19 protein-coding genes are annotated in these 25,438 nt (G+C 60.5%); 9 read left to right on the plus strand and 10 right to left on the minus strand.

The window, feature by feature from the left end:
• Nucleotides 1–49 precede the first annotated feature (49 nt).
• The 4 genes from CP556_RS17265 to CP556_RS17280 all read right to left on the minus strand — a co-directional run bounded on the left by CP556_RS17265 (nt 50) and on the right by CP556_RS17280 (nt 5,089).
• Complete coding sequence (locus tag CP556_RS17265) at nt 50–1,066, minus strand: TIGR03617 family F420-dependent LLM class oxidoreductase (RefSeq protein WP_098726734.1); 1,017 nt, start codon at nt 1,064–1,066, stop codon at nt 50–52.
• Nucleotides 1,067–1,181: 115 nt separating this feature from the next.
• Nucleotides 1,182–2,195, minus strand: coding sequence for a TIGR04024 family LLM class F420-dependent oxidoreductase (locus tag CP556_RS17270; RefSeq protein ID WP_098726735.1), 1,014 nt, complete (start codon nt 2,193–2,195; stop codon nt 1,182–1,184).
• A gap of 87 nt (nt 2,196–2,282) precedes the next feature.
• Nucleotides 2,283–3,350, minus strand: coding sequence for a phosphotransferase family protein (locus CP556_RS17275; RefSeq protein ID WP_098726736.1), 1,068 nt, complete (start codon nt 3,348–3,350; stop codon nt 2,283–2,285).
• A gap of 209 nt (nt 3,351–3,559) precedes the next feature.
• Nucleotides 3,560–5,089 carry a class I adenylate-forming enzyme family protein gene (locus CP556_RS17280; protein ID WP_098726737.1) on the minus strand — a complete coding sequence of 510 codons (1,530 nt, stop codon included), beginning with the start codon at nt 5,087–5,089 and terminating at the stop codon, nt 3,560–3,562.
• A 590-nt stretch (nt 5,090–5,679) separates the two neighbouring features.
• Between CP556_RS17280 and CP556_RS17285 the strand changes: the two genes are divergently transcribed.
• Nucleotides 5,680–5,895 (plus strand): hypothetical protein, encoded by a 216-nt coding sequence (locus CP556_RS17285; RefSeq protein ID WP_141551704.1) that lies wholly within the window; start codon nt 5,680–5,682, stop codon nt 5,893–5,895.
• 51 nt (nt 5,896–5,946) lie between these two features.
• On the opposite strand, the gene CP556_RS17290 is transcribed toward CP556_RS17285, so the two are convergent.
• Nucleotides 5,947–6,936, minus strand: coding sequence for an MBL fold metallo-hydrolase (locus tag CP556_RS17290; RefSeq protein WP_098726739.1), 990 nt, complete (start codon nt 6,934–6,936; stop codon nt 5,947–5,949).
• Nucleotides 6,937–7,407: 471 nt separating this feature from the next.
• Between CP556_RS17290 and CP556_RS17295 the strand changes: the two genes are divergently transcribed.
• Nucleotides 7,408–8,193, plus strand: a complete 786-nt coding sequence (locus tag CP556_RS17295; protein ID WP_098726740.1) for an SDR family NAD(P)-dependent oxidoreductase — start codon at nt 7,408–7,410, stop codon at nt 8,191–8,193.
• 185 nt (nt 8,194–8,378) lie between these two features.
• On the opposite strand, the gene CP556_RS17300 is transcribed toward CP556_RS17295, so the two are convergent.
• On the minus strand, nt 8,379–9,188 hold the full coding sequence (locus CP556_RS17300) for an enoyl-CoA hydratase/isomerase family protein (RefSeq protein WP_098726741.1): 810 nt from the start codon (nt 9,186–9,188) through the stop codon (nt 8,379–8,381).
• A gap of 161 nt (nt 9,189–9,349) precedes the next feature.
• Between CP556_RS17300 and CP556_RS17305 the strand changes: the two genes are divergently transcribed.
• Nucleotides 9,350–10,504, plus strand: a complete 1,155-nt coding sequence (locus tag CP556_RS17305) for a thiolase family protein (protein ID WP_098726742.1) — start codon at nt 9,350–9,352, stop codon at nt 10,502–10,504.
• Between the two features lie 213 nt (nt 10,505–10,717).
• Here the strand turns inward: CP556_RS17305 and CP556_RS17310 are convergent, their stop codons facing one another.
• The 3 genes from CP556_RS17310 to CP556_RS17320 form a co-directional block, all read right to left on the minus strand.
• Nucleotides 10,718–12,439 carry an NAD(+)/NADH kinase gene (locus tag CP556_RS17310; RefSeq protein WP_098726743.1) on the minus strand — a complete coding sequence of 574 codons (1,722 nt, stop codon included), beginning with the start codon at nt 12,437–12,439 and terminating at the stop codon, nt 10,718–10,720.
• Nucleotides 12,440–12,927: 488 nt separating this feature from the next.
• Nucleotides 12,928–13,716, minus strand: coding sequence for a winged helix-turn-helix domain-containing protein (locus tag CP556_RS17315; RefSeq protein ID WP_098726744.1), 789 nt, complete (start codon nt 13,714–13,716; stop codon nt 12,928–12,930).
• Between the two features lie 186 nt (nt 13,717–13,902).
• Nucleotides 13,903–14,970, minus strand: coding sequence for a phosphotransferase family protein (locus tag CP556_RS17320; protein ID WP_098726745.1), 1,068 nt, complete (start codon nt 14,968–14,970; stop codon nt 13,903–13,905).
• Nucleotides 14,971–15,232: 262 nt separating this feature from the next.
• Here CP556_RS17320 and CP556_RS17325 point away from each other — a divergent pair, with 262 nt between their 5' ends.
• Nucleotides 15,233–16,093, plus strand: coding sequence for an IS5 family transposase (locus tag CP556_RS17325; protein WP_098726514.1), 861 nt, complete (start codon nt 15,233–15,235; stop codon nt 16,091–16,093).
• Nucleotides 16,094–16,249: 156 nt separating this feature from the next.
• Nucleotides 16,250–17,653, plus strand: coding sequence for a dihydrolipoyl dehydrogenase (lpdA, locus tag CP556_RS17330; protein ID WP_098726746.1), 1,404 nt, complete (start codon nt 16,250–16,252; stop codon nt 17,651–17,653).
• Nucleotides 17,654–17,677: 24 nt separating this feature from the next.
• Here lpdA and CP556_RS17335 read toward each other — a convergent pair whose 3' ends face one another.
• The gene (locus tag CP556_RS17335; protein ID WP_098726747.1) at nt 17,678–18,754 is read right to left on the minus strand and encodes a zinc-binding dehydrogenase; all 1,077 of its coding nucleotides are present in this window, start codon (nt 18,752–18,754) and stop codon (nt 17,678–17,680) included.
• A 327-nt stretch (nt 18,755–19,081) separates the two neighbouring features.
• Between CP556_RS17335 and CP556_RS17340 the strand changes: the two genes are divergently transcribed.
• The 4 genes from CP556_RS17340 to CP556_RS17355 all read left to right on the plus strand — a co-directional run bounded on the left by CP556_RS17340 (nt 19,082) and on the right by CP556_RS17355 (nt 25,426).
• On the plus strand, nt 19,082–20,662 hold the full coding sequence (locus CP556_RS17340; RefSeq protein WP_098726748.1) for a long-chain-fatty-acid--CoA ligase: 1,581 nt from the start codon (nt 19,082–19,084) through the stop codon (nt 20,660–20,662).
• Between the two features lie 341 nt (nt 20,663–21,003).
• Nucleotides 21,004–23,103, plus strand: coding sequence for a hydantoinase/oxoprolinase family protein (locus CP556_RS17345; RefSeq protein ID WP_098726749.1), 2,100 nt, complete (start codon nt 21,004–21,006; stop codon nt 23,101–23,103).
• Between the two features lie 2 nt (nt 23,104–23,105).
• Entirely contained in the window at nt 23,106–25,115 is a 2,010-nt protein-coding gene (locus tag CP556_RS17350) for a hydantoinase B/oxoprolinase family protein (RefSeq protein ID WP_176548226.1), read from the plus strand.
• Complete coding sequence (locus CP556_RS17355) at nt 25,115–25,426, plus strand: acetone carboxylase subunit gamma (protein ID WP_098726751.1); 312 nt, start codon at nt 25,115–25,117, stop codon at nt 25,424–25,426. Before CP556_RS17350 ends, CP556_RS17355 begins: the two co-directional genes overlap by 1 nt.
• Nucleotides 25,427–25,438: the final 12 nt, after the last annotated feature.

Below are 25,438 nucleotides of genomic sequence, written 5' to 3' on the forward strand. Positions count from 1 at the left end.
TCCGTTCCGGTGTTGTCCGTATGGACGATAGGGGTCTTACTCTACCGAGTCACGACTTCAGTTCCATGAGAACCTCGTTCCAGTACTCGCTCCCGTCAAAGGCCAACTGGATTCGGTCCGCGATGCCGCCGTACTTGTCGAGGATTTCGTCCGCGAGCTCGTCCGGTGGGGCCTCGATCGCGAACGCATCGACCATGTCGGCAGTAACGAGTTCAGTCATTTCCTCCCACTGACCGTCTTTCGAGAGTTCGTGGAGTTCCATTCCGATGTCTTTCCAGCCGTGGATCTCGAGGACGTCGTGGTACGTCCTGGTCGACCCGTAAAACGCGATCCGTTGTTTCGCCTCCTGTCTCATCGCTTCACGTTCGTCTTCGGTTTCGCCGGTAATCAGGAAGGGGCTGGCGGACAGCGTTACGTTATTGGGGTCGCGGTCGCCGATTTCGGCGCCCGTCTCGATCAACGGCTTGATGACTTCCTCGGTGTACTTCGGCGTGTTGAAGGCGTGCATGCAGAGCCCGTCGGCGACATCGCCCGCCATCTTGAGCATGTACTCGTTTACTCCCGCCACCCAAATCTTCGGCGGCCCCGACTCGAGCGGGCCGGGATTGAATTCCTCGGTCATCAGTGAGAACTGATAGAAGTCGCCGTCGAAATCGAGTTCGTCCTCGTTACCCTGAAAGACATCGAAGATGTGACGCAGTGCGAGGACTTCTTCACGGAGCCGCGGCCCCGGTTTTTCCCAGTCGAAATCGACCGAAAACCGCCGTTCGTTGTGTCCTTTTACCTGAGTTCCGAGGCCGAGTATCATTTGCCCGTCGGAGAACCGCTGTAGGTCCCAGGCCATGTACGCCATCACCATCGGCGATCGCGTGAATGCGGTCGCGATCCGCGTTCCGATATTTATATCCTCAGTTCTTTCGGCTATGAGTGGCAGCGGCAGGAAGGGGTCTTCGTCGGTTTCGGGCGTAAAGACGCCATCGAAGCCGAAATCTTCGGCTTGGCTGGCCAACTCCGCTGATTCCGACGATAGCCCCTTGACACTGGTGTCAATCTTGATGTCAGTCATTGCCAATTGATTCCACTACCGACACACAGTTAATAGTACCGCTGTCAGCGACTGAGCCCGGTTCCAGACGCGAAGCAGCCGGATGGTAGTCGGTCCGAGAAGCCGACGAATCGTCTCAGCGATCGGACGGCGCAACGGCCTCCATGGTCGCGTCGATCGCATCGTCTTCCGCGGGACCAAGCCAGCCGATTCGAACGGCATCGCACCCATCAACAGCGGCGAAATCATCGATGACTGCATTCACCTCTTCGGGCGTCCCACAGGCGACGAGCCCGTCGAGGACCTCCGCATTGATGGCCTCCATAGCTGCCTCGCGATCCCCATCGAACCAGCGACTCCGTACCTCTTCGACCATCTCCTGGTATCCCTGCTCTGCGATCGACCGGCGATAGAACGGCCCGTAGACGGATATCATGAACGCGACGTGTTGTCGACCGAGGGCCCTAGCCCGGTCGCCGTCCTCGAGCGCACACGCTCGGAGTAGAACCGAGGTACGCAGCGATTCCGGATCCCGGTTGGCCATTTCGGCGCCTCGACGGAGGTCCTCCATCCGTCGTTCGAGTCCGTCCGGCGTAAACAGCTGCGGGACCCACCCGTCTGCGAACCGCCCTGCGAGTTCCACGCCTTTCGGGCCGAGCGCGGCAACGTCGATCGGTATCTCTATCGGGGTGGGTAGCTCGAGGGACATGCCGTCGAGTTCGAATATCTCGCCGTCGTAGTCGACGCTCTCGCCGGCAGTCGCCATGTCGACGATCTCGATCGTTTCCCGTAGCCTCCGTAACGGCCGGTCGAAATCGAGCCCGTGCCACCCCTCGACGATAGCTGGCGAACTAGTTCCGATCCCTAGCCGAAAGCGTCCGTCTGCGTGCGTCTGTATCGATCCTGCGGCCTGTGCGATTTGGCTCGGCGATCTGGAGTACGGGCCGATTACCTCGTCGGAAATGCGGATGTCGTCGGTTCGGTCGGCGAGTATCGTAAGGAGGGCGATGCTATCCCATCCCGTTACCTCCCCGAAACTCAGGGTTTCGAAGCCGAGCGTTTCGGCCCGCTGGGCGACGGCGGCCAATTCGTCCAGCGTGTCGTGGCGCCCGGGCGACAGTGTCAGGTCGATTTCGACGCTGTTTGACATGGTTGCTGTAACGAGACAGTCCCAATTAAATATTTGTGCCGGCGATGTGTGTGGACGCCCGAACCGTTGGTCGTCGCGGGGGGATTCTCACTCGTCGTCGTTGATCACGTGGAGTGCTCGCTCGGCGAGTTCGGGAACGCGTTGCTCCATTATCGGATAGTGCTCGTCGTCGGCGTTCCCTTCTATGTGGCGCCGGAAGAACATCTCACCGATCGCACCAAGTTTGTAGTACGCGAGCGCGCGATAGAAGCGGTCGTTCTCGAAACTGAATCCCGTCGCCGACTCGTACCGTTCGACGAGCGTCTCTCGGGTCCGATATCCGTCCTGGAGGAGATAGGCGGCATCGCCGGCGGTGCCGACAGTGGTCGTTTCGTCACCCTGGTCTGGCCAGTACGAGAGTAACCAGCCGAGGTCCGTAAACGGATCACCGAGCGTCGACATCTCCCAGTCCAAAACCGCCGTGATTGTCGGGGGCAGTTCCGGACCGAACATCACGTTATCCAGTTTATAGTCGCCGTGTACGAGCGTCTGCGGTGGATTCGACGGGACGTGGTCCTGAAGCCACTCGGTCACTTCGCGTACTTCGGGGATGGAGCGTTCCTCGGTGGTGGCCTCGAACGCCCACTCGTACTGTTGCTGCCATCGGTCGACTTGCCGCTGCGTAAAGCCGTCGGGATGACCGAATTCGTCGAGACCGATGGCTTCGTAATCGACGGTGTGGATGGACGCCAGCGTATCGATCATCTCCTCTCCCACTCGCCGTCGATACTCCGGTTGCCCGAATCGATCGGGTTCGTCGTCCCGAATTACGGTCCCTTCCATCCGCTCCATCACGTAGAACTCGGAGCCGATAACGTCCTCGTTCTCGCTGGCAACCACCGTCGTCGGAACCGGCACGTCCGTCCCCTGGAGCGCCTCGAGTACCGTGTACTCGCGAATTACGTCGTGTGCGGTGTCGGCGGTTTCGCCCGGCGGCGGACGCCGGATTACGAGGTCTCGATCACCCCACGTAACGAACAACGTTTCGTTGGAATGCCCTCCCGGGTGTCGATCAACGTCGAATCGGTCCGACGGACCGATGTGTTCTTCGAAAAACGCTTCGAGCGCGTCGAGATCGACGAGTCGGTCGAAGTACGTCTGGTCGTTTTCACTCATGTATTGTTTACTCCCATTCGTCCGTGATATTGGTATTCATGCCCTTAAATGTGTAGTCGTCCGCACACGGTGTCTCGAGGCGAGTAGCGTTCTGCCCCCGCTACTGGGTCGACTGCGGGGTACGGAACGATCAGTCCCGCGGGTTTGGACGGATCGAAACCTCATCGAGGTGATCGGACGCCTGCTCTCGTAACTGCTCGCTCGAGCGGTCACTTGAGCTTGCCTTTCAGCACTTTTCCCGTCGGATTTCGCGGAAGCGCCGTTCGGAACTCGACTTCGCGCGGTTTCTTGTAGCTCGCAATCCGCTCTTCGACGTACGAGACGATCTCCTCCTTGTCGAGATCGGAGGTCTCCTCGCGTGGAACGATGGCAGCTTTGACGCGTTCACCCCACGTTTCGTCCGGAACGCCGACGATTGCCACTTCGTCTACCGCCGGGTGTTCGTGCAATACCTCTTCGATTTCCGTCGGGTGAATGTTTTCGCCGCCGGAAACGATCATATCGTCCGCACGGCCGACGAAGTACACGAACCCCTCTTCGTCCCGCCGGATGAGGTCGTCCGAAATGAACCAGCCGTCCTCGTCGAAGACCTCGGCCGTCTTCTCGGGCATACCGTGATAGCCCGCGAACACTGACGGACCCTTGTAGCCCGCGCGCCCGATCTCACCGCGCGGGACGCGACTCCCGTCCGAATCGACGACTTTCATTTCGAGGTTGAGGGCGGGTCGCCCCACGCTCTCCGCCTTGTCGATCGTCCGATCCGGCGGAAGGCGCGTCGACAGCGCTTCCGTCTGTCCGAAGCTCTCGACGAGATCCGTCTCGAACGTCTCGATGATATCGCGTTTGAGCTCCGGGCCCGACGGCGCCGCTCCGGTTCCATAGCTCTCGAAACTCGAGAAGTCGTACTCTTCGAGACCGTCGACCGCGAGCAGTTGCCGACTCTGTGTCGGGACGAAGTACGACGAATTGATCGACTCCGCTTCGATGTAATCGAGAACTTGCTCTGGGTCGAATCCATCGACGACGATCGTCGTTCCGCCAGCGTAGAAATTCGTGATGAACGGAACAAACGCGCCGACGTGAAACAGCGGGGTTATGATCATGTGACGGTTCCCCTGCTCAATGTGGTCCCCCTCGTAGACGCCGTCGGCCGCAAGCGTGATCAGATTGTCGTGCGTGAAGATGCACCCTTTCGGCTTTCCGGTCGTTCCGCTCGTGTACATCAAGGCTGCGTCGTCGTTCCGTCCGGGAACGATATCGACCGGCGCATCCGACGCGTTCGTCACGACCGTCTCGTAATCGACGGCGAACGACGGCGCTTCCTCGCCAACGTACAGGAACGTCTCGACGGGAACGTCGGGATGATCGTGAATATCGGCGATCGTGTCAGCTCCGAACTCGTCCACGATTGCCGTTTGAGGATTGCTGTCCTCGAGCACGTATATCACCTCCTCGCCTTTGAATCGGTGGTTAATCGGGACCGGAAGCGCGCCGAGTTTCATCACGGCGAGGAAGACCTCGAGCGTCTCGACGTTGTTCTTCATATACAGCGCGACGGTGTCCCCCTCGTCGACGCCGCGTTCCCGCAAGCCGTTCGCGATTCGGTTCGTTCGGTCGTCGAATTCCGCGAACGTGTATTCCGTTACGCGTCCGTTTTCCGTTCGGTGAATCGCCGCTTCTCGCTCGGGATACTTCCGCCCGTTTCGTTCGGCCAGATAGCCGACTGTAAGCCCATTCATGCGTTCATGCACCACACATACCGGGATAATAGTTACGCGTATCGCGTTCCGGTTGCACTGCCGTTACACAGCTCGGTTCGCGGGGGATCGGTGTTTTACGGCGTATGACGGCCGCAAAGCAGTTCCTGGGCCGTTTCACACCGCTTTTCGGGGTCAGACGATGAGTCGGGACAACTATAGTAGCCACTGCAAGTCACTGCACACCTGATCGCACGACAGTAGCGCGGTTCGGAGCGAGCGCGGTTCGGAGCGAACGGAGTGAGCGAGAACCGCGGGGATGCGAACGGCGAGCGAAGCGAGCCGTGAGCGACCACCGCGAGCGAGAACCGCGGACTGTGCGACCAGTGTGTAACTAGTTGCAGTTGTTACTAAAATGGGTAGTTTCGCTTCGGAAATCCCTCCGCCAGTCGAAGCAGCGGCATTAGGAAAGTCGTCAGAATGATTGAATAGACGCCGAAGAGGAAGCGTTGTACAAGAGATCCTCTATTCGTTACACGCGCATAGAGAGACTCCCCCGTCGCGGTCATACCGAACGATAGTATCCCGTACTGGTCGTTTCCAGCGACGCCACTCACGGTGTGTTCTTCTTCGTGAGTATCACGCCACTCACCGTCGCAACGACTGGATTCAACGGCCGCAACGGGATCTCGCTGCCACATCGCGCGGACTCCCTGGTGCTCTCGGCGGCCGGAACGTGGGGTCCGACGCTGCTTCAGGCTACCGTGGTCGTTGCTATCCGTGGATTGTTGGCCTATGAGAACCGGGACTTCGGACTCATCCGGCCGAAGTCGAAACTGGGCGATTGATCCGCCTCGCCAAGTTATTTATCTCGGATGGTCACCGGGATGTTCTTCCGTTCAGGTTCGTCTGTAGTACCGAATGCCGTCCTCGACGGCGCTCTGTACTTGGCCGTGGTGTTCGAGATATCCGACGAGGCCGACGGTTTCCGCGAAGATTCGGCTGATCTCCCGTTTCGTTCCCGCTCTCTCTACGGCGATTTGAAAGGCCGTGGTTCGGCTGGATTCGATCCGTTCGAGGCATTGCTCGCATTTGTTCTCGAGGTCCGTTATCGATCGGTCGAGACACTCCTGATACTGATCGTGTACCGGCCCATGTCCGGGGTATACCTGATCGAAGTCGTAGGTTTTGAGTCGGTCTAGCGAGGAACGGAACTGCCGCACGCTATCCCTTACGCCGTCGTCGAAGTTAACGAGCAGCGATGGTGCGCGAAACGGTCGTATCGCCATGTCGCCGGAGAAAATCACTCGGTCGCCGTCGAGCATCGTCCCGAAACAGACGTGACTGATGTGATGGCCCGGGGCGTAGATCGGTTCCAATTCGCGTCCGCCAACAGTGAGAGGGTCGTCGTCGACCCAGACGTCGACTGCTTCTTCGGGAAGGGATTCGCGAACGACCCGATGGGCGACGAGCAATCGTTCGCTGGCGGACTCCAGACGACGAGGTTCGAGGCCGTTCTCGAGGAGGTTCGCCCGCGTTCGCTCGGTGACCGTTTCCATGTCCCGTTCGTATCGTTCTCGCATTCGTTTCGGCGCGTAGATCACCGGCGATCCTGCCTCATGGAGCGTCCGCGTCTGGCCGACGTGATCCGTATGGCCGTGCGTGAGCACGACGTGCTCGATGTCGGCCGGTACGTATCCGTGGTCGGCTAGTTCCGCACGCAATTCCTCCGAGCCGCGTTCGCCTGGCGTCCCCGCGTCGATGAGAATCGGCTCGTCGTCGGCTATCAAATACGCCGCCGCGTGGCCGGGTCGCCAGTCGACGGAAAACTCTAGTCGATGTATCTTCGCATCGCGGTCCGAACCGACAGTCTGATCAGCGTCGTTCATACGTCCAGTATGGAAACCCCAGTAGATAAATTTCGATTAGAGGCAAAAGAATCCGGTAGGGCGACCCTGAAAAACGGATCCGTCAGGCAACGGCAGTAGCTGATCGACCGACCGTCCAGTAGTTGGTATCGGTATCGAGGCCGTTTGCCGACGGCCTGGTATCGATCGTATGGGGTCTGCGACATAATTATCCCATACACAATATTAATCTGCTCACTTCATAGATGTACATAATATCCTAAGGGTGTTATCTATTTGCCGATGCATGTTTGATGGTATGTGAAAACAAGGCAAGATCCTTGTTATGGTTCGCTCTCACACGGATGAAACTCTCGTTATTACCCCTGATCTTCACCCCTGACCGTTCGTGTTCAGTCGTAGTACTATTCCAATCGGTGCACGGAGTCGAACGGTTGTCCTCCTTCGAAAAGGGGAATCGTTATTATGGACGACAAATACTAACAAATTGCGATGGATTTAGGTATCAACGACAGAACCGCCGTCGTTACCGGCGGTGCCGGACGAATCGGAAGCGCAGATTGTCGAACGCTCGCGGAAGAGGGCGCAAACGTCGTCGTCCTCGACGTCGACGAAGACGGTGCCTCCGAAGTCGCCGAAGAGGTAAACGAAACGGCAGGCGGAGGAGACGCCATCCCGCTGCTTTGTGATTTGACCGACAGGGACGACGTACAGGAATCGATGGACGCCGTTCGAGACGAGTTCGGCGGCGTCGACATTCTCATCAACAACGCCGCGATGGTGGACGCGCGCAACCGCATCGCCGACTTCGACGATGAGACCTGGGATCGGGACGTCGAGATTAACCTGACCGGAACGTACAACATCAGCAAAGAGGTCTTCCCGAAGATGTGTGACCGCGGTTGGGGTCGCGTCATCAACATGTCGTCGATGGCCGGCTGGTACGGCGGGTTCGGCCAATTCTCGTACTCGGCGACGAAAGCGGCGATGCTCGGCGTCGGAAAGACGATGGCGCTCGAAGGCGCACAGTCCGGAGTCACATCGAACGTCATCGCTCCGAACATCGTCGTCGATCAGTGGTCCGATATGACGCCAGACGAACTCCGCGAAAACGTCGACGAGTACTTCGCCCGAATCGCGGAGGCAACACCGATGCGACGCCTCGGTAGTGAGGACGACGTTGCGAACATGATTGCCTATCTCAGTTCGGAGCAGGCGTCGTACGTGACTGGACAGGTCATCGGCGTGACCGGCGGCATCGACCTCTTCTCGTTCTAACAGGGTCTCGTTCTCCTTATTGGTTTCTTCCCGGTGCACGTAACCGACGAAACGGGAAAGGCGAGCCCGCTTGGAACGACCACAGCGAGCCGGCAATTCGGCACTACACGATGTCTCCCACCCGTATCGAACGGGCAGCTACTCGGACGTTCTCGGAACCGAATACGGGGGATAATTTCGCTGCGTTACCGGCCTTCGAACTCGGGTTCGCGATCCTCGAGGCGCGCCGTGAACCCTTCCGTGTAGTCGTGTGTGTCGTCGAGTTGTTTCCCGAGGGCGTTTTCGTAAGCGAGTCCCTCGTCGAGTGGGGTTTCCAAGGCAGCGTTGAGCGCTTTGCGGGCCCGCTCCATGCCAAGTGGCGCGTTCTCGGCGAGATCGTCCGCGAGCTCACGAGCACGGTCGTCGACGACTTCCGCATCGCATACCTCGTTTACTAGCCCGATTTGCTTAGCTTCTTCAGGGTCGATGAACTCCCCGCTGAGGACCAGCTCTTTGGCTTTTGCCAGTCCGATCATGCGAGGGAGCCGCTGTGTCGCGCCACCGTGCGGGAACGTACCGAGTTTCACCTCGATAACGCCGTACTGTGCATCTTCCGAGATGATCCGGAAGTCCGCGGGGAGGGACAGTTCGAACGCTCCAGCGGGCGCGGCTCGTTTGATCCCAACGACGGTTGGGACGCGAGCCGTTTCGATTGCGTCGACGACATCCCCGAGTAGATCTCCCTGGGAGCCAGTACTGCGTGATTCCCGTTGCTGGGCTTGCTCTCCCCGGTCACGCATCATTTCGAGGTCCATCCCGGCACAGAATACTGGACCCTCACCGAGTAACGTGATCGCGCGAACGCTCTCGTCCGAATCCACTTCGGTAATCGCCTGCTTCAGGTCGGTCAGCAGGGCCTCGTTCATCGCGTTGCGCTTCTCCGGTCGATTTAGAACGATATCGGCACGGTGTTCGTCGATCTCCACAAGTACGTTGCCGCTTCCTATCTCGCGCATGATCGCCAATCAACATCCGTCCCCTTAGTTCCTCTCAAAGTGGTAGTCCGTTCGTCGCGGTTCGACGTCGTCGACTAACCGTTCGAAAGTGATAGACTCCCAATTTGATCGCTGCCGTAGACAAAGCTATTAATAGCTCGATGATAATGTGACACATGCCAATGAAAAACGCTGTCATTGTTGACGCAGTGCGAACTCCGTTCGGGAAACGAGATGGATCGTTCCGCGATACGCATCCACAGGATCTCGCTGCGGAGCCGCTTAAGGCGCTCCGAGAACGGAACGGGTTCGACCCGGAGACGATCGAAGACGTCATCTACGGGTGCGTGAGCCCGGTCGACGAACAGGGACTGAACGTCGGTCGGCTCGCACCGATGGTCGCGGGCTGGGGCGATATCGTTCCGGGCGTCCAACTCAACCGAATGTGTGGTTCCGGTCAGCAAGCGACTAACTTTGCGGCTGCAAACGTCATGGCCGACCAACACGACGTCCTCATCGCGGGCGGCGTCGAGCACATGACTCGCGTTCCGATGGGATCCGACGCGAACTCGGACAGCCTCACGGACACGTACTTCGAGCATTTCGACGAACGGACGAATCAGGGCGAGGGTGCCGAACGCATCGCCGAAGAGTGGGATCTCTCCCGAACGGAACTCGACGAGATCGCCGTCGATTCCCAGCAGCGCTGGAAGCGGGCCTGGGACGAGGGACGCTACGACGATCAGGTAATTCCTGTCGAGACCGAACTCGACGGGGATGACGTCGTCGTGGAGCAAGACGAACATCCCCGACCGGGAACCGATCTCGAGACGCTTTCGAACCTGCCGCTGTCGTTCCGTGAGGAAGGGGACGGGTTCCACCATCCCGGGAACTCCTCCGGAATCGTCGACGGATCGTCCGCCTTGCTCATCGCGAGCGAGGAAGCCGCTGCGGAACACGGCTGGGACCCGATGGCCCGTATTCGGCAGACGGAGGTCGTCGGCGTCGATCCGGTGACGATGCTCAAGGGCCCGATTCCGGCAACCGAACAGGTCCTCGAGAAGGCGGATATGACTGTCGGCGATATCGATCTCTTTGAGGTCAACGAGGCGTTCGCGTCGGTCGTCGGCGCGTGGCTCGAGGAGTCGGGCGCGTCCTGGGAGAACGTCAACGTCAACGGCGGGGCGATCGCCCACGGTCACCCGCTGGGCGCGACCGGCGCGATGTTGCTGACCAAACTCGCCCACGAACTCGAGCGCACGGGCCAGGATACCGCGCTGTCGACGATGTGTATCGGATTCGGCCAGGGTGTCGCAACGATCATCGAACGGGTCTGAACCGCGTTCGGACGGCGCCGTCGCTTTCCAGCTCACTTTTTCGTAACCGGCGGTACTCACTCGGGCTCCGCCATCCGTACGCCAGTTACGGGAGGCGGTGTTTCGCTAGGAGTCTCGAGAACGTCACGTTATTCGGCTCGTCTGGACCCGTTCGGTCTCCGCTTCAGACGGCCGCGACCGTCACACGAATCGAAGCGACGAGGAAAACGCGGCTCAGTCGGTCAGACCCGTAGCCGTCGAGCGGAGCGCATCGGCTCCCTGCAGATGCGAGAGTAGCGTCTCGTGCAGTGGACCGTTCGATCCGAGCAGTTCGTTTCGCGTGTCGAGGCCGACGTTTGGCTCGTACTGAGTGCCGTCGGCCGTCGTTACGGTCGCCCCTGCCGTGCAAGCGATGACCAGCCCTGCGTTGACATCCCAGGGATAGGTATCATACTCCCAGACGGCGTCCGCGCTGCCGGCTGCGAGATAACAGAGGTTTAGTGCAGCAGAGCCGAGCCGACGAACGCCTCGGGCTTCGTGGTAACTGTGGGACAAGAACGTTCCGTCCGGATCGTATCCGGAGAGTAGCATACACTCGTCGAGGGACGTTCGCTCGGTCGTGGTAAGGGGTGTACCGTTGAGCATCGCCTCCTCGCCGCTGATCGCGCTGAACATCTCGTCGGTTTCGGGCGCGTACACGACCCCCACGACGGGGGTTTCGTTTTCGAGCAGCGCGATCGAGATGGAGTAGTTTGGGTTCCCGTGCGCGAAATTACCGGTACCGTCGAGGGGATCGACCGACCACGTGTACTCGCTCGAGCCGTCCCGTTGGACGTCCTCTTCGGATCGGATTCCGTGATCGGGGAATTCGCTCTCGAGGACCGTTGTGATGATGTTCTCGGACTTATAGTCGGCCTCGGTGACGATGTCCGACTTGTCCGACTTAAATTCGATCGATTCGGTCTGTCCATGGAGTTCCCGAAGTGCGGGCCCCGCTGCTCGGGCAGCGTCCATCGCCGCTTGCTTCGCTCGCTCCAAGAACGGTTGCTCGTCGTGAGTTCCGTCGGTTCGAGTTCCCACGTCACTGGATCCGGTGTCGTCCCGGTCTTCGCGGACGCTCCACCCCAGCTTTTCGGAAACCGAGGTAAAGAAGTCGTCGTCGTAGCTCGTATTGACGACGTGGGCTGCCGTTCCTGCCCCCTCTATCGTGACGACATCCGCTTCCCCGAGCCTCGTCTGGGCACGACCACCGTCGACGAGCAGGTTCGCTGGCCCTTCGGAGACGACTTGAAGGGTCGTCCCCGCATCGACGATGAGGGGCCGCACGCCGAGTCGATGGGTGTGAAGCGGGACGACCTGCAGCGAAGTGTTGTTCTTCGGATAGTGGATGGGGCCGCCGGCCGATAGCGAGACGCCAGTCGAACCCGTCGGCGTCGATACTGCGAGCCCGTTTCCTTCGTATTCACCGATGAACTCGTCGTCAGCGTACACTTCCAGCCGCGTGATCTTTCGGTCGACCGGGTTCTCGGGCGGGACGTGTTCGATCATCACGTCGTTGATACCCGTACAGTCGACGCCATCCGCAGTGACCTGCAGTTGCTGTCGCTGATCGATCGTCGCCTTCCCGGAGACTGCTTCCGTGAGGGCGGCGGTGAGATCGGTCGGCGAGATGCTCGCGAGGAACGCGAGACTGCCGGCGTTGACCCCGAGAATCGGTATCTCTTTGGGACTGAACTGCCGAACTCCCTCGAGGTATGTCCCGTCGCCGCCGAGCGTGACGCCGAGATATTCGGTGCCTGGCTCGTAGATCGAGTCGATATCGTTGCCGACGTCGACCGCGTTGACAGAAATGCTTCGCGTTCGTCCCCACTCTTCGATAGTCGCGAGTTCCTCGTCGCTGTCGGGACTGACGAGGACGATGAGCTCTTCCGTGGTGGCGAGTCGTCTTCCAATCATGATTATTTCGCGCTATCAACCTGATGGAAACACCGCGTCATACGCTGTTCCATGTGGGTAGATAGCAGCACGCATTCAAAGCGTATTATATCTTATAAACGTTTGGAAATGCCATGATATTGGGTTAGAAATTTTCACCTTGTGTGAAATCCACGGGACAAATACGAAATAGCAACGTCTCGCCGGTTACGAATCACCCCTCGCACCGATCGAACGGTGAGCAGATCGATCTGATCGCCGGTCGTACTATGAACAGCGATGGTCGTTTTCACTTCCGACTCCCGAAACACCGTCCGATTAATCACACAACTACTTCGAGAAGAGGACGATATTCGACAGTCTCACGAGATGGCTACTGAACTCTCTTACCACTCGCATCCGAGGTGGAAAGCTTAGCGAAAGACGAGTGCTCACCACTCGTAGCGTGTTCCTCACAAACCGATCCGGTCGATCTACCGCTGAGAGACGGTCGTCGTTTCCGATGGCGTTCAGTCAGTATTCGACTCGTCTCCGATCAGGCCTCTCAGTATTCTCAACTCTTCCTCTTCGGAGATTTGACCCGAGTGCATGCAGGCGTGAACGACCTTGTGAACGAGAACGGGATCTCCGAAGACGGGGCGTGATTGCGGTTGCTCTTCTAGACGTTCTTCGATCCGTTGGACCCGTTTGCGAATTTCAGTAGTGTCACTCCTCGCTCCGATCTCGAATGTCTCATTTGCCATTTCCTCGCTCTCCGTCGGTTTGTCGGGTCCGAATATTCGTTCGACGAACTCGTGACGATTATTCCACTCGAATTCCTCCACGTCGTTTATTCGTCGACAGATCGTCGCGCTACTCACATCGAACTGTTCAGCGATCTCCTTCTGCGTTTTTTCCGGTTTCTCGTAAATTGCCCGGAGAATTTCTCGTTGCTTTTCAGGTATCCGTTCGGGGTCGATTGCCGGTTTCTCCTGTAGTTCTCTCTCCTGTGTCGCTAAATCAGTGTCTGTCAATTTCTGCTCCATTTCACCGTTTGAGTCGTTCCCCGTCTCTCTCGGAAGCTCTTCTGCCGGATCTCCCCCGTCTTTCTCGGAGACCCGTGCCGGATCGCCATACTCCTCTAGAACGTGTTCTACCAGATCCGCCGATGCCCCGTTGACTATTTCTGCGAGTTCCGTGATGGTCGTATTAGGTCGTTCTTCCGCAAGATCGAGGATTTTCTTGTGTATAATCGCCCGTGGCGTAGCCGATGATCCAGTCGCTTCCCCCCTTTGCGATGGTCGTGTTGACTCACTCATATCTCTCTGTTGCCAGTGAATGGCATTCGTGCCAAATCAAAGCAGAGAACACTATTATAGATACCTATAATACTCCTATCCAGTTCCAATTAATATATTTACACCAAGAAAAAATATTTATATTGGAGTACTATCGGTTCACTTGAGGATCAGTACGAGTGATGAACAGGCTACCGAGCGGCCAGCTCACAGCTGTTGGTCCCCGTCGATAACCGCGAGCGTCTGTTCGGCGAGACGCGGCACGCCGTCTTCCATCGCGGGGTACAGCGGATCGGCTGAGTTCCCCTCAAGATACCGCCGGAAGAACATCTCGCCGAGTCCGGCCATCTTGTACGCCGCCAGCACCTGGTAGAAGCGGCGATTCTCGAACGCCACACCCGTTTGCCGTTCGTATCTGTCGACGAGTTCGTCGCGAGTCGGATATCCGTCGCGAGCCATGAACGTGCTCATCAACTCGGGCATCGCGGGTCCGGGATCTGACGGATCGTGCCAGAAGAGCAGCATCCATCCGAGATCGGTCAGCGGATCGCCGAGCGTCGACAGCTCCCAGTCGAAGATCGCGCCCAGCCGCGGCGGCACGCCCGGTTCGAAGAGCACATTGTCGAGTTTGTAGTCCCCGTGAACTAGGGCGTGTGCGTGATCGGACGGGACGTTGTCCCGCAGCCAGTCGCCCACGGTCTCGAGCTCCGGAACGGCGCGCTCCGATTCCGTCACTTCGAACGCCCACTCGAGTTGCCGGTGCCACCGGTCGACCTGCCGTTCCGTGAACCCGGCGGGGCGACCGAAGTCACCGAGTCCGACGGCCTCGTAATCGATCGCGTGGATTCGGGCGAGCGCATCGACCAGTTCCGTGCCGATGTCGGTCCGGTGCTCAGGCGTCGCGAACCGCTCGATCTCGTCGTTCCGAAGGACGTCGCCGTCCTCGCGGACCATGACGTAGAATTCGCTCCCGATGATCGAGTCGTCGGTACATGCCAGGACAGTTTTGGGAACCGGGACGGCAGTCTCCTGGAGCGCGTCGATCGTCCGGTATTCGCGGAGCACGTCGTGAGCGGTATCCGCGGTTTCCCCGGCCGGTGGCCGGCGTATCACGAACTCGCGGTCGTCCCACTCGACGAACAGCGTTTCGTTCGAGTGGCCCTCGTCGTGGCGCAGTACCGTGAAGTGGGCTGGTTCACCGAGGCTTCCTTCGAGGTAGCGTCGCAACGCTTCCTCATCGACGAGTCGCTCTAGATACCGGTCGTTATCTCCCATAGCGATCATCGAACCTCCGTTCTACTGTCATCGTCGATAGTACGGAAAATGTGGCTAAGTAAGTTCTGGGTCGGCGAACCGCGGTCCAGCCCGACTCGACCTTTCAGGCCGACTGTTGCTGTCATTCCCCACCTCTGGGGTTGGTTTCGAACACAATCTCTCCACTAGCCGAAATGTAATAACGAATTCCGTTTGTTCTGTACAATGTCTTGGCCGTGTTTAGACGCTAGTAAGAGCGGCTAAATGTCTAACTTACTAGGAAGTGAAGCGGGAAGAGGAGTTTGTGTCCAGCAAACTCGCCCGCTTCACTGATCGGGTTGTGTCGCTTGCTCAAAAAGCCGTCGTCGGCGAGCCGGATCCAGCGTTCGAAGAAGGTGAAAATGGCTACGCAGACTGGGTGATCGTGGCAATTCACGGCCTCCGCGAGTACCTTGATCACACGTATCGGCGGCTGCTGGACGTGCTTCACGAGATGCATGGAATTGTTGAGAAACTCGGTCTAGCGGTGGCTGAACTGCCTGATTTCACGACCGTGTGTACGCGCAAGCAGGATCTTAAAATGCGAATCTGGCGCGTCCTGCTGCGGTTGTCGGCGGAGTTGCACGATCTCGGCGATGTCCAGGCGATTGACGCAACCGGCATGGACCGGATAGCTGCCAGCCAACACTACGCAAAACGCACGAATTACACGTTCGAGGCGGTGAAAACGACGCTCCTCAGTGATTGCAAGACTGGTGTGATCCTCGATATACATTGTTCGATGAAACAACCGCATGATTCGAAAATCGGTTGGCAGATGGTCAAACGGAACCTCGACAAACTGAACATTCTTACAGCCGACAAAGGCTACGACTGGTGGCTGCTTCGCCAAAGATTACGAGCTGAAGGCGTCAAACCGGTGATCAAGCACCGCGAATTTGGCTGGCACGGCATCGCTAACAACCTTCTGCAAGATGATACGATCTACCATCAACGCTCGAACGCAGAATCCATATTTTTCGCGTTACGCCGAAAATACGGCGAGATCGTTCGCGCTCGAACGTGGTTTGGTCAGTTCCGCGAACTCGTGCTGAAATGCGCTGTCAGAAACATCGAACTCAGCGTCAGCCACTCACAACCGTGAATTTACGCGTCTAAACAAGGCCCAATGTCTTCCAATATCGAACCAATAGCAACTAAAATCGATACCCAAGACAGTTACTCGGCGACCGGCGGGATCGGCGGCACGAGCGGGAACCGACCACAAATCACTATAAGCGGCCCGACCGATTTCCCTCGCATGGTAGCGACTGATGTTCTCGTGATCGGCGGGGGACCGGGCGGCTACACCGCTGCGATCCGCGCCGCTCAGCGCGGCCACGATGTCACGCTCGTCGATCGAGACGGGGTCGGCGGCACCTGTCTCAATCACGGCTGTATCCCCTCGAAGGCGTTGTTGACCGCCTCAAACCTCGTTACCGACCTCGAGTCGGCGTCACAGATGGGGATCTACGCGGAGCCGTTCGTCGATGTCGGCGAACTGATCGACTGGAAGGATGACGTCGTCGACCGGCTCACGGGCGGCGTCGAGAACCTCTGTGAAGCAAACGGCGTGACGGTGCGGGAGGGAACGGCGCGTTTTACGGCCGACCACACCGTCGAGATCGACCCTAGGGACGGCGCGACTGTGGGCCTCGAGTTCGAAAACGCGATCGTCGCGACCGGGAGCCGCCCGATGGAGATCCCCGGATTTCCGTTCAATGCCACGCCGATCCTGAACTCCCGGCAAGCGCTGGCGCTCGAGACGGCGCCCAGTTCGCTGGTCGTCGTCGGCGCGGGATACATCGGGATGGAGCTCTCGACGGTGTTCGCGGCGCTCGGGACGGACGTGACGGTTATCGAGATGGAATACGACGTGTTACCGGGCTACGAAGCGGATCTCACGCAACCGGTCAGGGAACGAGCCGAATCCCTCGGCGTCGACTTCCGGTTCGGGCAGGTCGCGTCCGAGTGGTCCCGAACGGACGACGGGAGCGTCACCCTCCACACGGACGGCGCGTCCGGGAGCAGTTTCGAGACGACCGCGGACAAGTTGCTCGTGGCGATCGGTCGGGAACCCGTCTCCGACACGCTCGCCCTCGAGGCAGTCGGGGTGGAACCGAACGACGGCGGGTTCCTCGAGACCGACGATCGAATGCGGACGACCCGCGATCACGTCTTCGCGGTCGGCGACGTCGCCGGCGAACCGATGCTCGCACACACGGCGATCGCGGAGGGGCTCGTCGCCGCGGAGGTCGCGTTGGGCGGCGACGCTGCACTGCGTGACGCCGCGATTCCGACGGCGGTGTTCGTCGATCCGGAAATCGCCACTGTCGGCCTGACGGAGTCGGAAGCGAGCGATGCCGGCCACTCGCCGGTCGTCGGCGAGTTCTCGTTCGACGCCAGCGGCCGGGCGCTCACGCTGACGGAGACGGATGGGTTCGTTCGTGTCGTCGCCGAGGAGGACGGCGGCCGGCTCTTGGGCGCACAGATCGTCGGCCCTGAGGCCTCCGAACTGATCGGCGAACTCGGGCTGGCGGTGGAGACGGGACTGAGCCTCGAGGACGTCGCCGGTACCGTCCATATGCATCCGACGCTCTCGGAAGCGGTCATGGAGGCCTGCGAGAATGCGCTCGGACAGGCGATACACACGTTGAACCGCTGACCGACGGGACGGTCGCCGACTGCGTCAGGGCTCGACGAGTACTTTGATCAGGTCGCTATCGGGATCGCCGAGGCGTTCGAACGTCGCTTCGGTTTCCTCGAGCGGAACGGTCCCAGTGAGCATCGGTTCGGGATCGATGCGCCCGTCGGCCAAGTAGTCCAGCGCGGTCGCGAACTCGGACCGCGGAACGAGGGGTCCGCCCTGGAAACCGAACGAGCCGACGAGTTCCCGTTCTGCCTGCATGATGTCGTTGGGATGGATCGGAACTTCCTCTTCGAAGACGCTGAGGACGACGACCCGTTCCCCGTACGCGGTACTCCGGAGCGCGTCCGTAAGTGTCGCGGCCGTTCCGGCGCACTCGAACGAGACGTCCACGCGGTCGGTTTCCCGCCGAATCTCCTCGACGGCATCGTCAACGGTCGGATCGATGACGACGTCAGCCCCGAGCGCCGCCGCGGCTTCTCGACGGGCCGCCCGCGGTTCGCTGACGCAAATTTCGCGGGCACCGGCCGCAGCGGCGCCAGCGACCACGCCGAGACCGATCGGCCCGGCGCCGAACACCGCGATGCGATCGGTCGGCTCGAGGCTCGATCGACGGACGCCTCGAAGCGAGACGCCGAGGGGTTCCGCGAGCGCGGCGTGGCGAAGCGACACCTCGTCCGGAACGGGGACCGCCATCGAGGCCGGAACGACGGTCCGATCCGCGAATCCGCGGCTGGCGACGACGCCGCCGTCCCCCTGTTCGCAGAGGTGGTACTTGCCGGTCGCACAGTAGCGACAGTCGTCGCAGGCGATGACCATGTTTAGCGTGACCCGATCACCGACGCCGACGTCGTCGACGTTGTCACCGACCTCCGAAACGGTGCCGGCGATCTCGTGGCCCATCGGCTTCGGCAAGTATTCGTCCCAGTCCGACTCCGGAATCGAGTGATCGATCGTTTCGGCCCGGATCGGAACGGGACCGACCTCGTACTCGTGCAGATCGGAGCCACAGATCCCCGTGTATTCGATGTCGACCGCGACCGTTCCCGCCGAGACGGGGTGTCGATCGACGTCGTCGACGCGGAGATCTCCCGGCCCGTGTAGGTATACGGCGTCCATTGTTTCGAGTACTCATACCACGGTCGGAAACGTAAATCTACGTGTGTCGCGGCCGCAATCGGACGGCTCATACGGGCTGCAATCGTCGTTACCGGCGCAACCCAGGTCCAAGATCGCACCGAAAAATCGTCGCTCGAGACACCGACGGGATGGCGGCCCGAGCCGTTCTAGCGCGCCGGTTTGGTCGCGATACCGTAACGTGACTCGAGCGGCTGGCGTTCGTGCCCACGTTCGCCGGAACAGATAGCGGTCGCTCTAATGAAATCCGTGCCGGTCGGCCGGTCACGGACGAAAGAGCTAACACACTGATCCCGGAAAGAGTGGGGTATGGGTTATCTTCCCACATTACCGGAGACGCTGTCACGGACGACGCGGAAGTACCCGGATCGGGAAGCGATCGTCTACCCCCGAAAGGACGTCCGTCTGACCTACACCGAACTCGACGAGAGAGCGACTCGGTTCGCGAACGCGCTCCGGGAGCGCGGCGTCGAACCCGGCGACCGCGTCTCGCTGTTGCTTCACAACTCCGCGGAGTTCGCTATCGCGCTGTTCGGCCTCCTGCGGGTCGGCGCCGTCTTCAATCCCGTGAACTATCGCCTCGCGCCCAGCGAGGTCGGCTACATCCTCGACGACTCTGGGTCGACGGTACTGATCTTCGAGGAGGCGACGCGAGACACGGTCGAGCGCGGCCACGACGAGTTCGGGACGATCGAGGAGTACGTTTACGTTGACGACGACGTCGAACGTACGCCCGAGTACGCCGCCGGGTTCCACGACCTGCTCGAGGGAGCGTCGGCCGCACCGCCGGCTGTCGACGTGGTGTCGACGGACCAGTACGCGATCATGTATACCAGCGGGACGACGGGCCGGCCGAAGGGGGTCGTCCACTCCCACCGGGACGCGACCTATCACAACATGCTCTATGCCGGTCGGATGGGGCTCGATTTTACGGATATCGGGGTCTCCGCGATGCCGCTGTATCACAACGCCGAACTCAACTGCGGGCTGCTCACCCGGGTCAACCTCGGCGCGACATCGGTCATCCTCCACGACTTCGACCCGCGACGCGCCCTCGAGGTCGTCGACGAGGAGCGCGCGACCCACCTCTTCGTCGCCTCGCGGATCTGGGGACAGCTGCTCGAGGAATCGACGACGATGTCGTCGTTCGACGGCTCGTCGCTCGAACTCGGCGTCTACGGCGCCGCCCCGATGCCGCCGTCGCTGCTCGAGGAGTGCATCGAGAGGTTCACTGAGGACTACGCGACCGCCTACGGGATGACGGAGATGGGGCCGTGCGCGACGTTCATCCTCCCCTTCGAGGTGCGGGAACACCTCGAGAGCGTTGGGCGGGCCGCGCCGAACCACGAGGTCCGGATCGTCAAACCGACCGAGAACGAGAATCCGAACGATCCTGTCACGCCGGAGGACACCGTCGATACCGGGGAGACTGGAGAGATCATCCTGCAGGGGCCACCGATGATGCAGGAGTACTGGAACCGGCCGGAGAAGACCGCGGACGCGATCCGCGACGGCTGGTTCTTCACGGGCGACGCGGGCTATCTCAACGAGGACGGCTACCTCTTTCTGGTCGACAGGATCGATGACATGATCATCAGCGGCGGCGAGAACATCTATCCGACCGAAGTCGAAAACGTCCTCTACGAGCATGACGGCGTCGCCGAAGTCGCCGTGGTCGGGGAGGAAGACGAGGAGTGGGGCGAACGGGTCGTCGCACACGTCGTTCCGGACGGTGACCTGACCGTGGACGACCTCGACGAGTTCTGCCGGGAGCACGACGGCCTCGCCGCGTTCAAGCGACCGCGGCGGTACGAGTTCCGCGACGACCTCCCCAAGAACCCGAGCGGGAAGATCCAGAAGTACAAGCTCCGCGACGAGGCCGAAGCGTAGTCGGCGGTGCGACGTACGCGGTCACCGGACCGGCTGGTAACTGCGCCCGTCAGTCTGGCGGTCTCGAGCCTTTGTCGCGTTCGTTCCTGTACTCGAGCGCCGGGTCGAACCTCTCGGTCGGCGCGGTGCGATTGACCGCGCTTGCTCCGCCGCTCGCTGCGCGCCGACGGTCTTACCCGAGAGCAGCAGTTCCTTCGCCTCGTGGCGGTTCGTCGTCCGTAAGCAAGGGACGAATCGTCGCCTCCCGTCGAGATACCGCAGCGATACTCGAATGTATTAACTAATCATACATAATATATTTTTAATTATCTCCTTATACGGCGGTGTTGAGCGCTACGCGTATGGCGTATTTGTGTAACGTTGACATAGGCGGGACACACACTGATGCCGTCGTCATCGATCAGCACGGCTCCGTTACGGAGGCGAAGGTGTCGTCGACGCCGGACGACTTCTCGCGGGGATTCTTCAACGCACTCGAGCAAGGGGCCGCGAAACGGGATCTCGCGCTCGACGAACTGCTCGAACGGACCGAGGTCGTCTCACACGGGACGACGGTCGGAACGAACGCGATCATCGAAGGGGAAGGCGTCGACGCGGCGCTCGTGACGACCCGCGGAGCCGAGGACGTCATGTTCGTCATGCGCGGCGGTGCCGCGGTGAGTAAAGGGCAGAGCATCGAAGACGTGTTGAGCTTCCGTGACGCGAGCAAGCCCGACCCGATCGTAGAGCGAAAACGGGTGTACGGCGTGGACGAACGCGTCGACTGCATGGGTGACGAGGTCGTCGACCTCAACGAGGAGCGCGTCCGAAACGTGGCTCGGGAACTCGCTCGGAACGAGGTCGATGCGGTCGCCGTCAACTTGCTCTGGTCGTTCCTGAACGATAGTCACGAGGTCCGGATCGAGGAGATCCTCGAGGAGGAACTCCCGGACGGGACGTTCCTGACACGGGCGAGCGATCTCATCCCCAAGTGGGGCGAATACGAGCGCACGACGGCGACGGCGATAAACGCCTACATCGGTCCCTCGACGTCGGAGTACATCGACCGGATCAACGACGGCCTCGGCGAGCGCGGCTACGACGGGACGTTGCTGGTCATGCAGTCCGGCGGCGGAGTGATGTCCGCCGAGGACGCGGTTCGCGAACCGGTCAAGACGATCGACTCGGGGCCGGCGGCCGGGATTATCGGCTGTCGCTACCTCTCCGAGCGACTCGAACACGAGAACATCATCGCCGCGGACATGGGCGGGACGAGTTTCGATATCGGACTCCTCACCGACGGGGAACCGATTACGCAGCCGAACAACGTCATCAACCAGTACGAGTACATGATCCGAAACGTCGACGTTGATTCCATCGGGAGCGGCGGCGGCTCTATCGCCCAAGTCGACGCGGATACGGGCCGACTGCAAGTCGGCCCGGAGAGCGCCGGTGCGGATCCCGGCCCGGCCTGTTACGGTCGGGGCGGCACCGATCCGACCGTGACGGACGCGGACCTGCTGCTTGGGTTTCTCGACCCCGATCACTTCCTCGGCGGTCGACAGCACCTCGACGAATCGAAAGCGCGTGACGCCATGTCCGCAATCGGGGACGAACTCGGTATGTCGCCCGAGGAGGTTGCGAGCGGCGTCTTCGAGATCGTGACCGCGAAGATGGCCGACTCGATTCGACAGCGAACGATCAACCGTGGCCACGATCCGCGGAAGTTCATCCTCTATGCGTACGGCGGGGCCGGTCCGCTTCACGTTCCCGCGATCGCTCCCCAGCTCGACGTCGACACCGTCGTCGTGCCGAGCGGCGATACGTCGTCGGTCTGGTCGGCACTGGGCGTCTCGTCGTCCGACTTCCTGTACCGACAGGAGGTATCGAACATCACGACGGCACCGTTCGATCCCGCGGCAGTGACCGACTCGTTCCGGGCCATCGAAGACGACCTCACCGATCGACTCCGTGCCGAGGGGTTCGAATCCGACGAGATCGACGTCGAGCGGTACGCCGATCTCCGCTATCAGGCGCAGGTCCATCAGGTGAGCGTTCCGGTCCCGAACGGGCGGTTAGACGAGTCGGACATGGACGCCGTCGTCGATCGGTTCGAACGAAAGTACGAGGACCTCTACGGCGAGGGCGCGGGATACACCGAATCGGGCTTCGAGATGGTCACGATCCGATGTGACGTCTCCGGCCGGACGACGAAGCCGAACCTCGAGCGGGAGTCGTCCGAGGGTGAGGCGATTCCGAAGACCGAAACGGACGTGCTTTGGCCCAGCGAGGGCCGCCGGCTCGCGACCGAGGTCTACGAGGGAACCGAGCTCGGGCCGGGGATGACCGTCGACGGACCGGCGATCGTCAGGATGAACCACACCACAGTTGCGATTCCGCCGGAAGACGACTGCGAGATCGACCAGTACGACAATTACGTCATCGACATCGGAGGTGAATGAGCATGCCGATCGAAAATCGCGGACGAGAGGAGATCGACACGAGCACGGAACACACGGGTTCGGACATCTGGGAGGACTTCGTCCAGGGGTACATCCCGGAAGATCCGATCGATATCCACCCCCAGCTGTCGTTACACACCGCCTACGAGACGGACGTCGATCCGGTCACCTACGAAGTGCTCCGACACAGGCTGTACAGCATCAACGAGGAACACGGGGCGACCCTGGAGAACGTCTCGGGGTCGCCGGTCGCGTACTTCGCGCAGGACTTCAACCCGACGATCCTGACCGCGACCGGCGAGGTCGTGTTTCAGGGCCCGTACATCCAGTTCTTCTCCCCGATCGCCGAACTCCAGGCCAAGTGGATTCTGGAAAACCGAAGCGGGAACCCGGGTATCGAACCGGGCGACGTCTTCATTTCGAACGACACCTGGGTCGGAAGTACGCACCAACCGGACGTGTTCTTCCTCGCGCCGGTGTTCCGCGAGGGGGAGCTGTTCTGTTGGGTCGTCAACACGCTCCATCAGTACGATATCGGTGGCAGCAACGCCGGAAGCTTCTGTCCCGGCGCCAGCAACGTCTTCGAGGAACCGGTTCCCATCCCGCCGATCAAAGTCGTCGAGGGCGGCGAGGTCCGCGAAGACCTCCGGCAGATGTACCTCCGCCACTCCCGCCTGCCCCAGATGGTGGGACTGGACTTCAACGCCCAAGTCGCCGGCGTCAACGTCGCACGCGAACGGATCAACGACACCATCGACGAGTACGGCGCCGAGACGGTAAAGGGGGTCATGCACGAAGTTCTCGACGACGCCGAGCAGAAATTCGTCCGGAAACTCGAGCAGATCCCCGACGGAACCTATCGGGGTCGCGCGTACATGGACGGATCGAAGACCGGTGATACGGGTATCTACCGCGGGGAGATACAGATACAGAAGGAGGGAGATACGCTCACGTTCACGAACGAGAACACGGCACCGGACAAGGACGCGATTAACTGTACCTACGCCGGCTTCCGGACCGCGATCATGAGCGTCCTCAACCCGTTCATGATGTCCGACGCCATGTGGGTTTCCGGCGGACCGCTTCGCCACATCGAGATCGAGACAACGCCAGGGACGATGACCCACGCTCAATGGCCCTCGGGAACGAGCAACGGTGGGACGGTCTCGGTACCGTTCGTCATCCACCTCGTCAATAACGCGGTCAATCGCATGCTGGCGGCCTCGGAGAACCTGAAACGGAATATCATCACGGGCCAAAACGCGGGGGGCGGCGCCGTCGCTCAGGCGGGGATCGATCAGTGGGGAGAGGAGTTCGGAACGATGAACCTCGACTGCATGTCCGGCGGTATCGGTGCGGCGCCACATCGCGACGGCGTCGATACGGGCGGCCAGTACTGGGCGCCGAAAGCCCCGATCCCGAACATGGAGCACAACGAACAGGATTACCCGATCCTGTATCTCTACCGGAGCGAGGTCCCGGACACGGGCGGTCCCGGTGAACGCCGTGGCGGGGCCGGGATGGATTACTGCTGGAAACCCCACAAGACGGAACGGATCGAGAACGTCTTCGCGGCGTCCGGCGTTCTCGCTCCGCTCTCGAAGGGCATCTCGGGCTACCCCGGCGGCAACGGACGATTCGACGTCGTACACGATTCCGACGTCGAGGAACGGTTCGCCGAGCGAGAGGTCACGCAGGACCTCACCGAGCTCGAGGGCGACTTCGAACGGTTACACTCGAAGGCACACGACGTGCAGCGCCCCGACGACGTGAGCGTCATCCGTAACGGGGGGACGCCCGGGTACGGCGATCCGATCGAACGCGATCCGGAACGGGTCGCCGACGACATCGAACGGGGGCTCGTCACCGAAGCGGCGGCAAACGATATCTACGGTGTCGTCGTCGAACGCGACGGCGACGAGGTCGCCGTCCTCGACGACGCGACCGAGGCCCGACGCTCCGAGATACGCGAACGACGGCTCGCCGAAAGCACCATCGGAGGTGAGCAGTGATGACGACCGAAATCCACGAATACCTCGAACTTGACCCGGATGCGCGAACGATCGCCTGCCGCAAGTGTGGCGAAGAGATCTGTGACGCAGACGCCAACTACAAGGAACACGCGGCGATACGAACCGGTCCGATCACCGACGCCGGACCCGTCTTTACGCCGCCTGAAAAGATCTACGACCGCGATCCGGACATCGAGTTCCGCCAGTTTTTCTGTCCCGGCTGTGCCGTCCTACTCGACTACGAGGTCGTCCCCGCGGACGAGCCGATCCTCCACGACCTCGAGATCGACGTCGAGTCGCTGAGGGAGTGACGGGAGGAATCC

Origin of the sequence: Natrinema sp. CBA1119 (genome assembly GCF_002572525.1) — an archaeon.
In the GTDB taxonomy this organism is placed as follows: domain Archaea; phylum Halobacteriota; class Halobacteria; order Halobacteriales; family Natrialbaceae; genus Natrinema.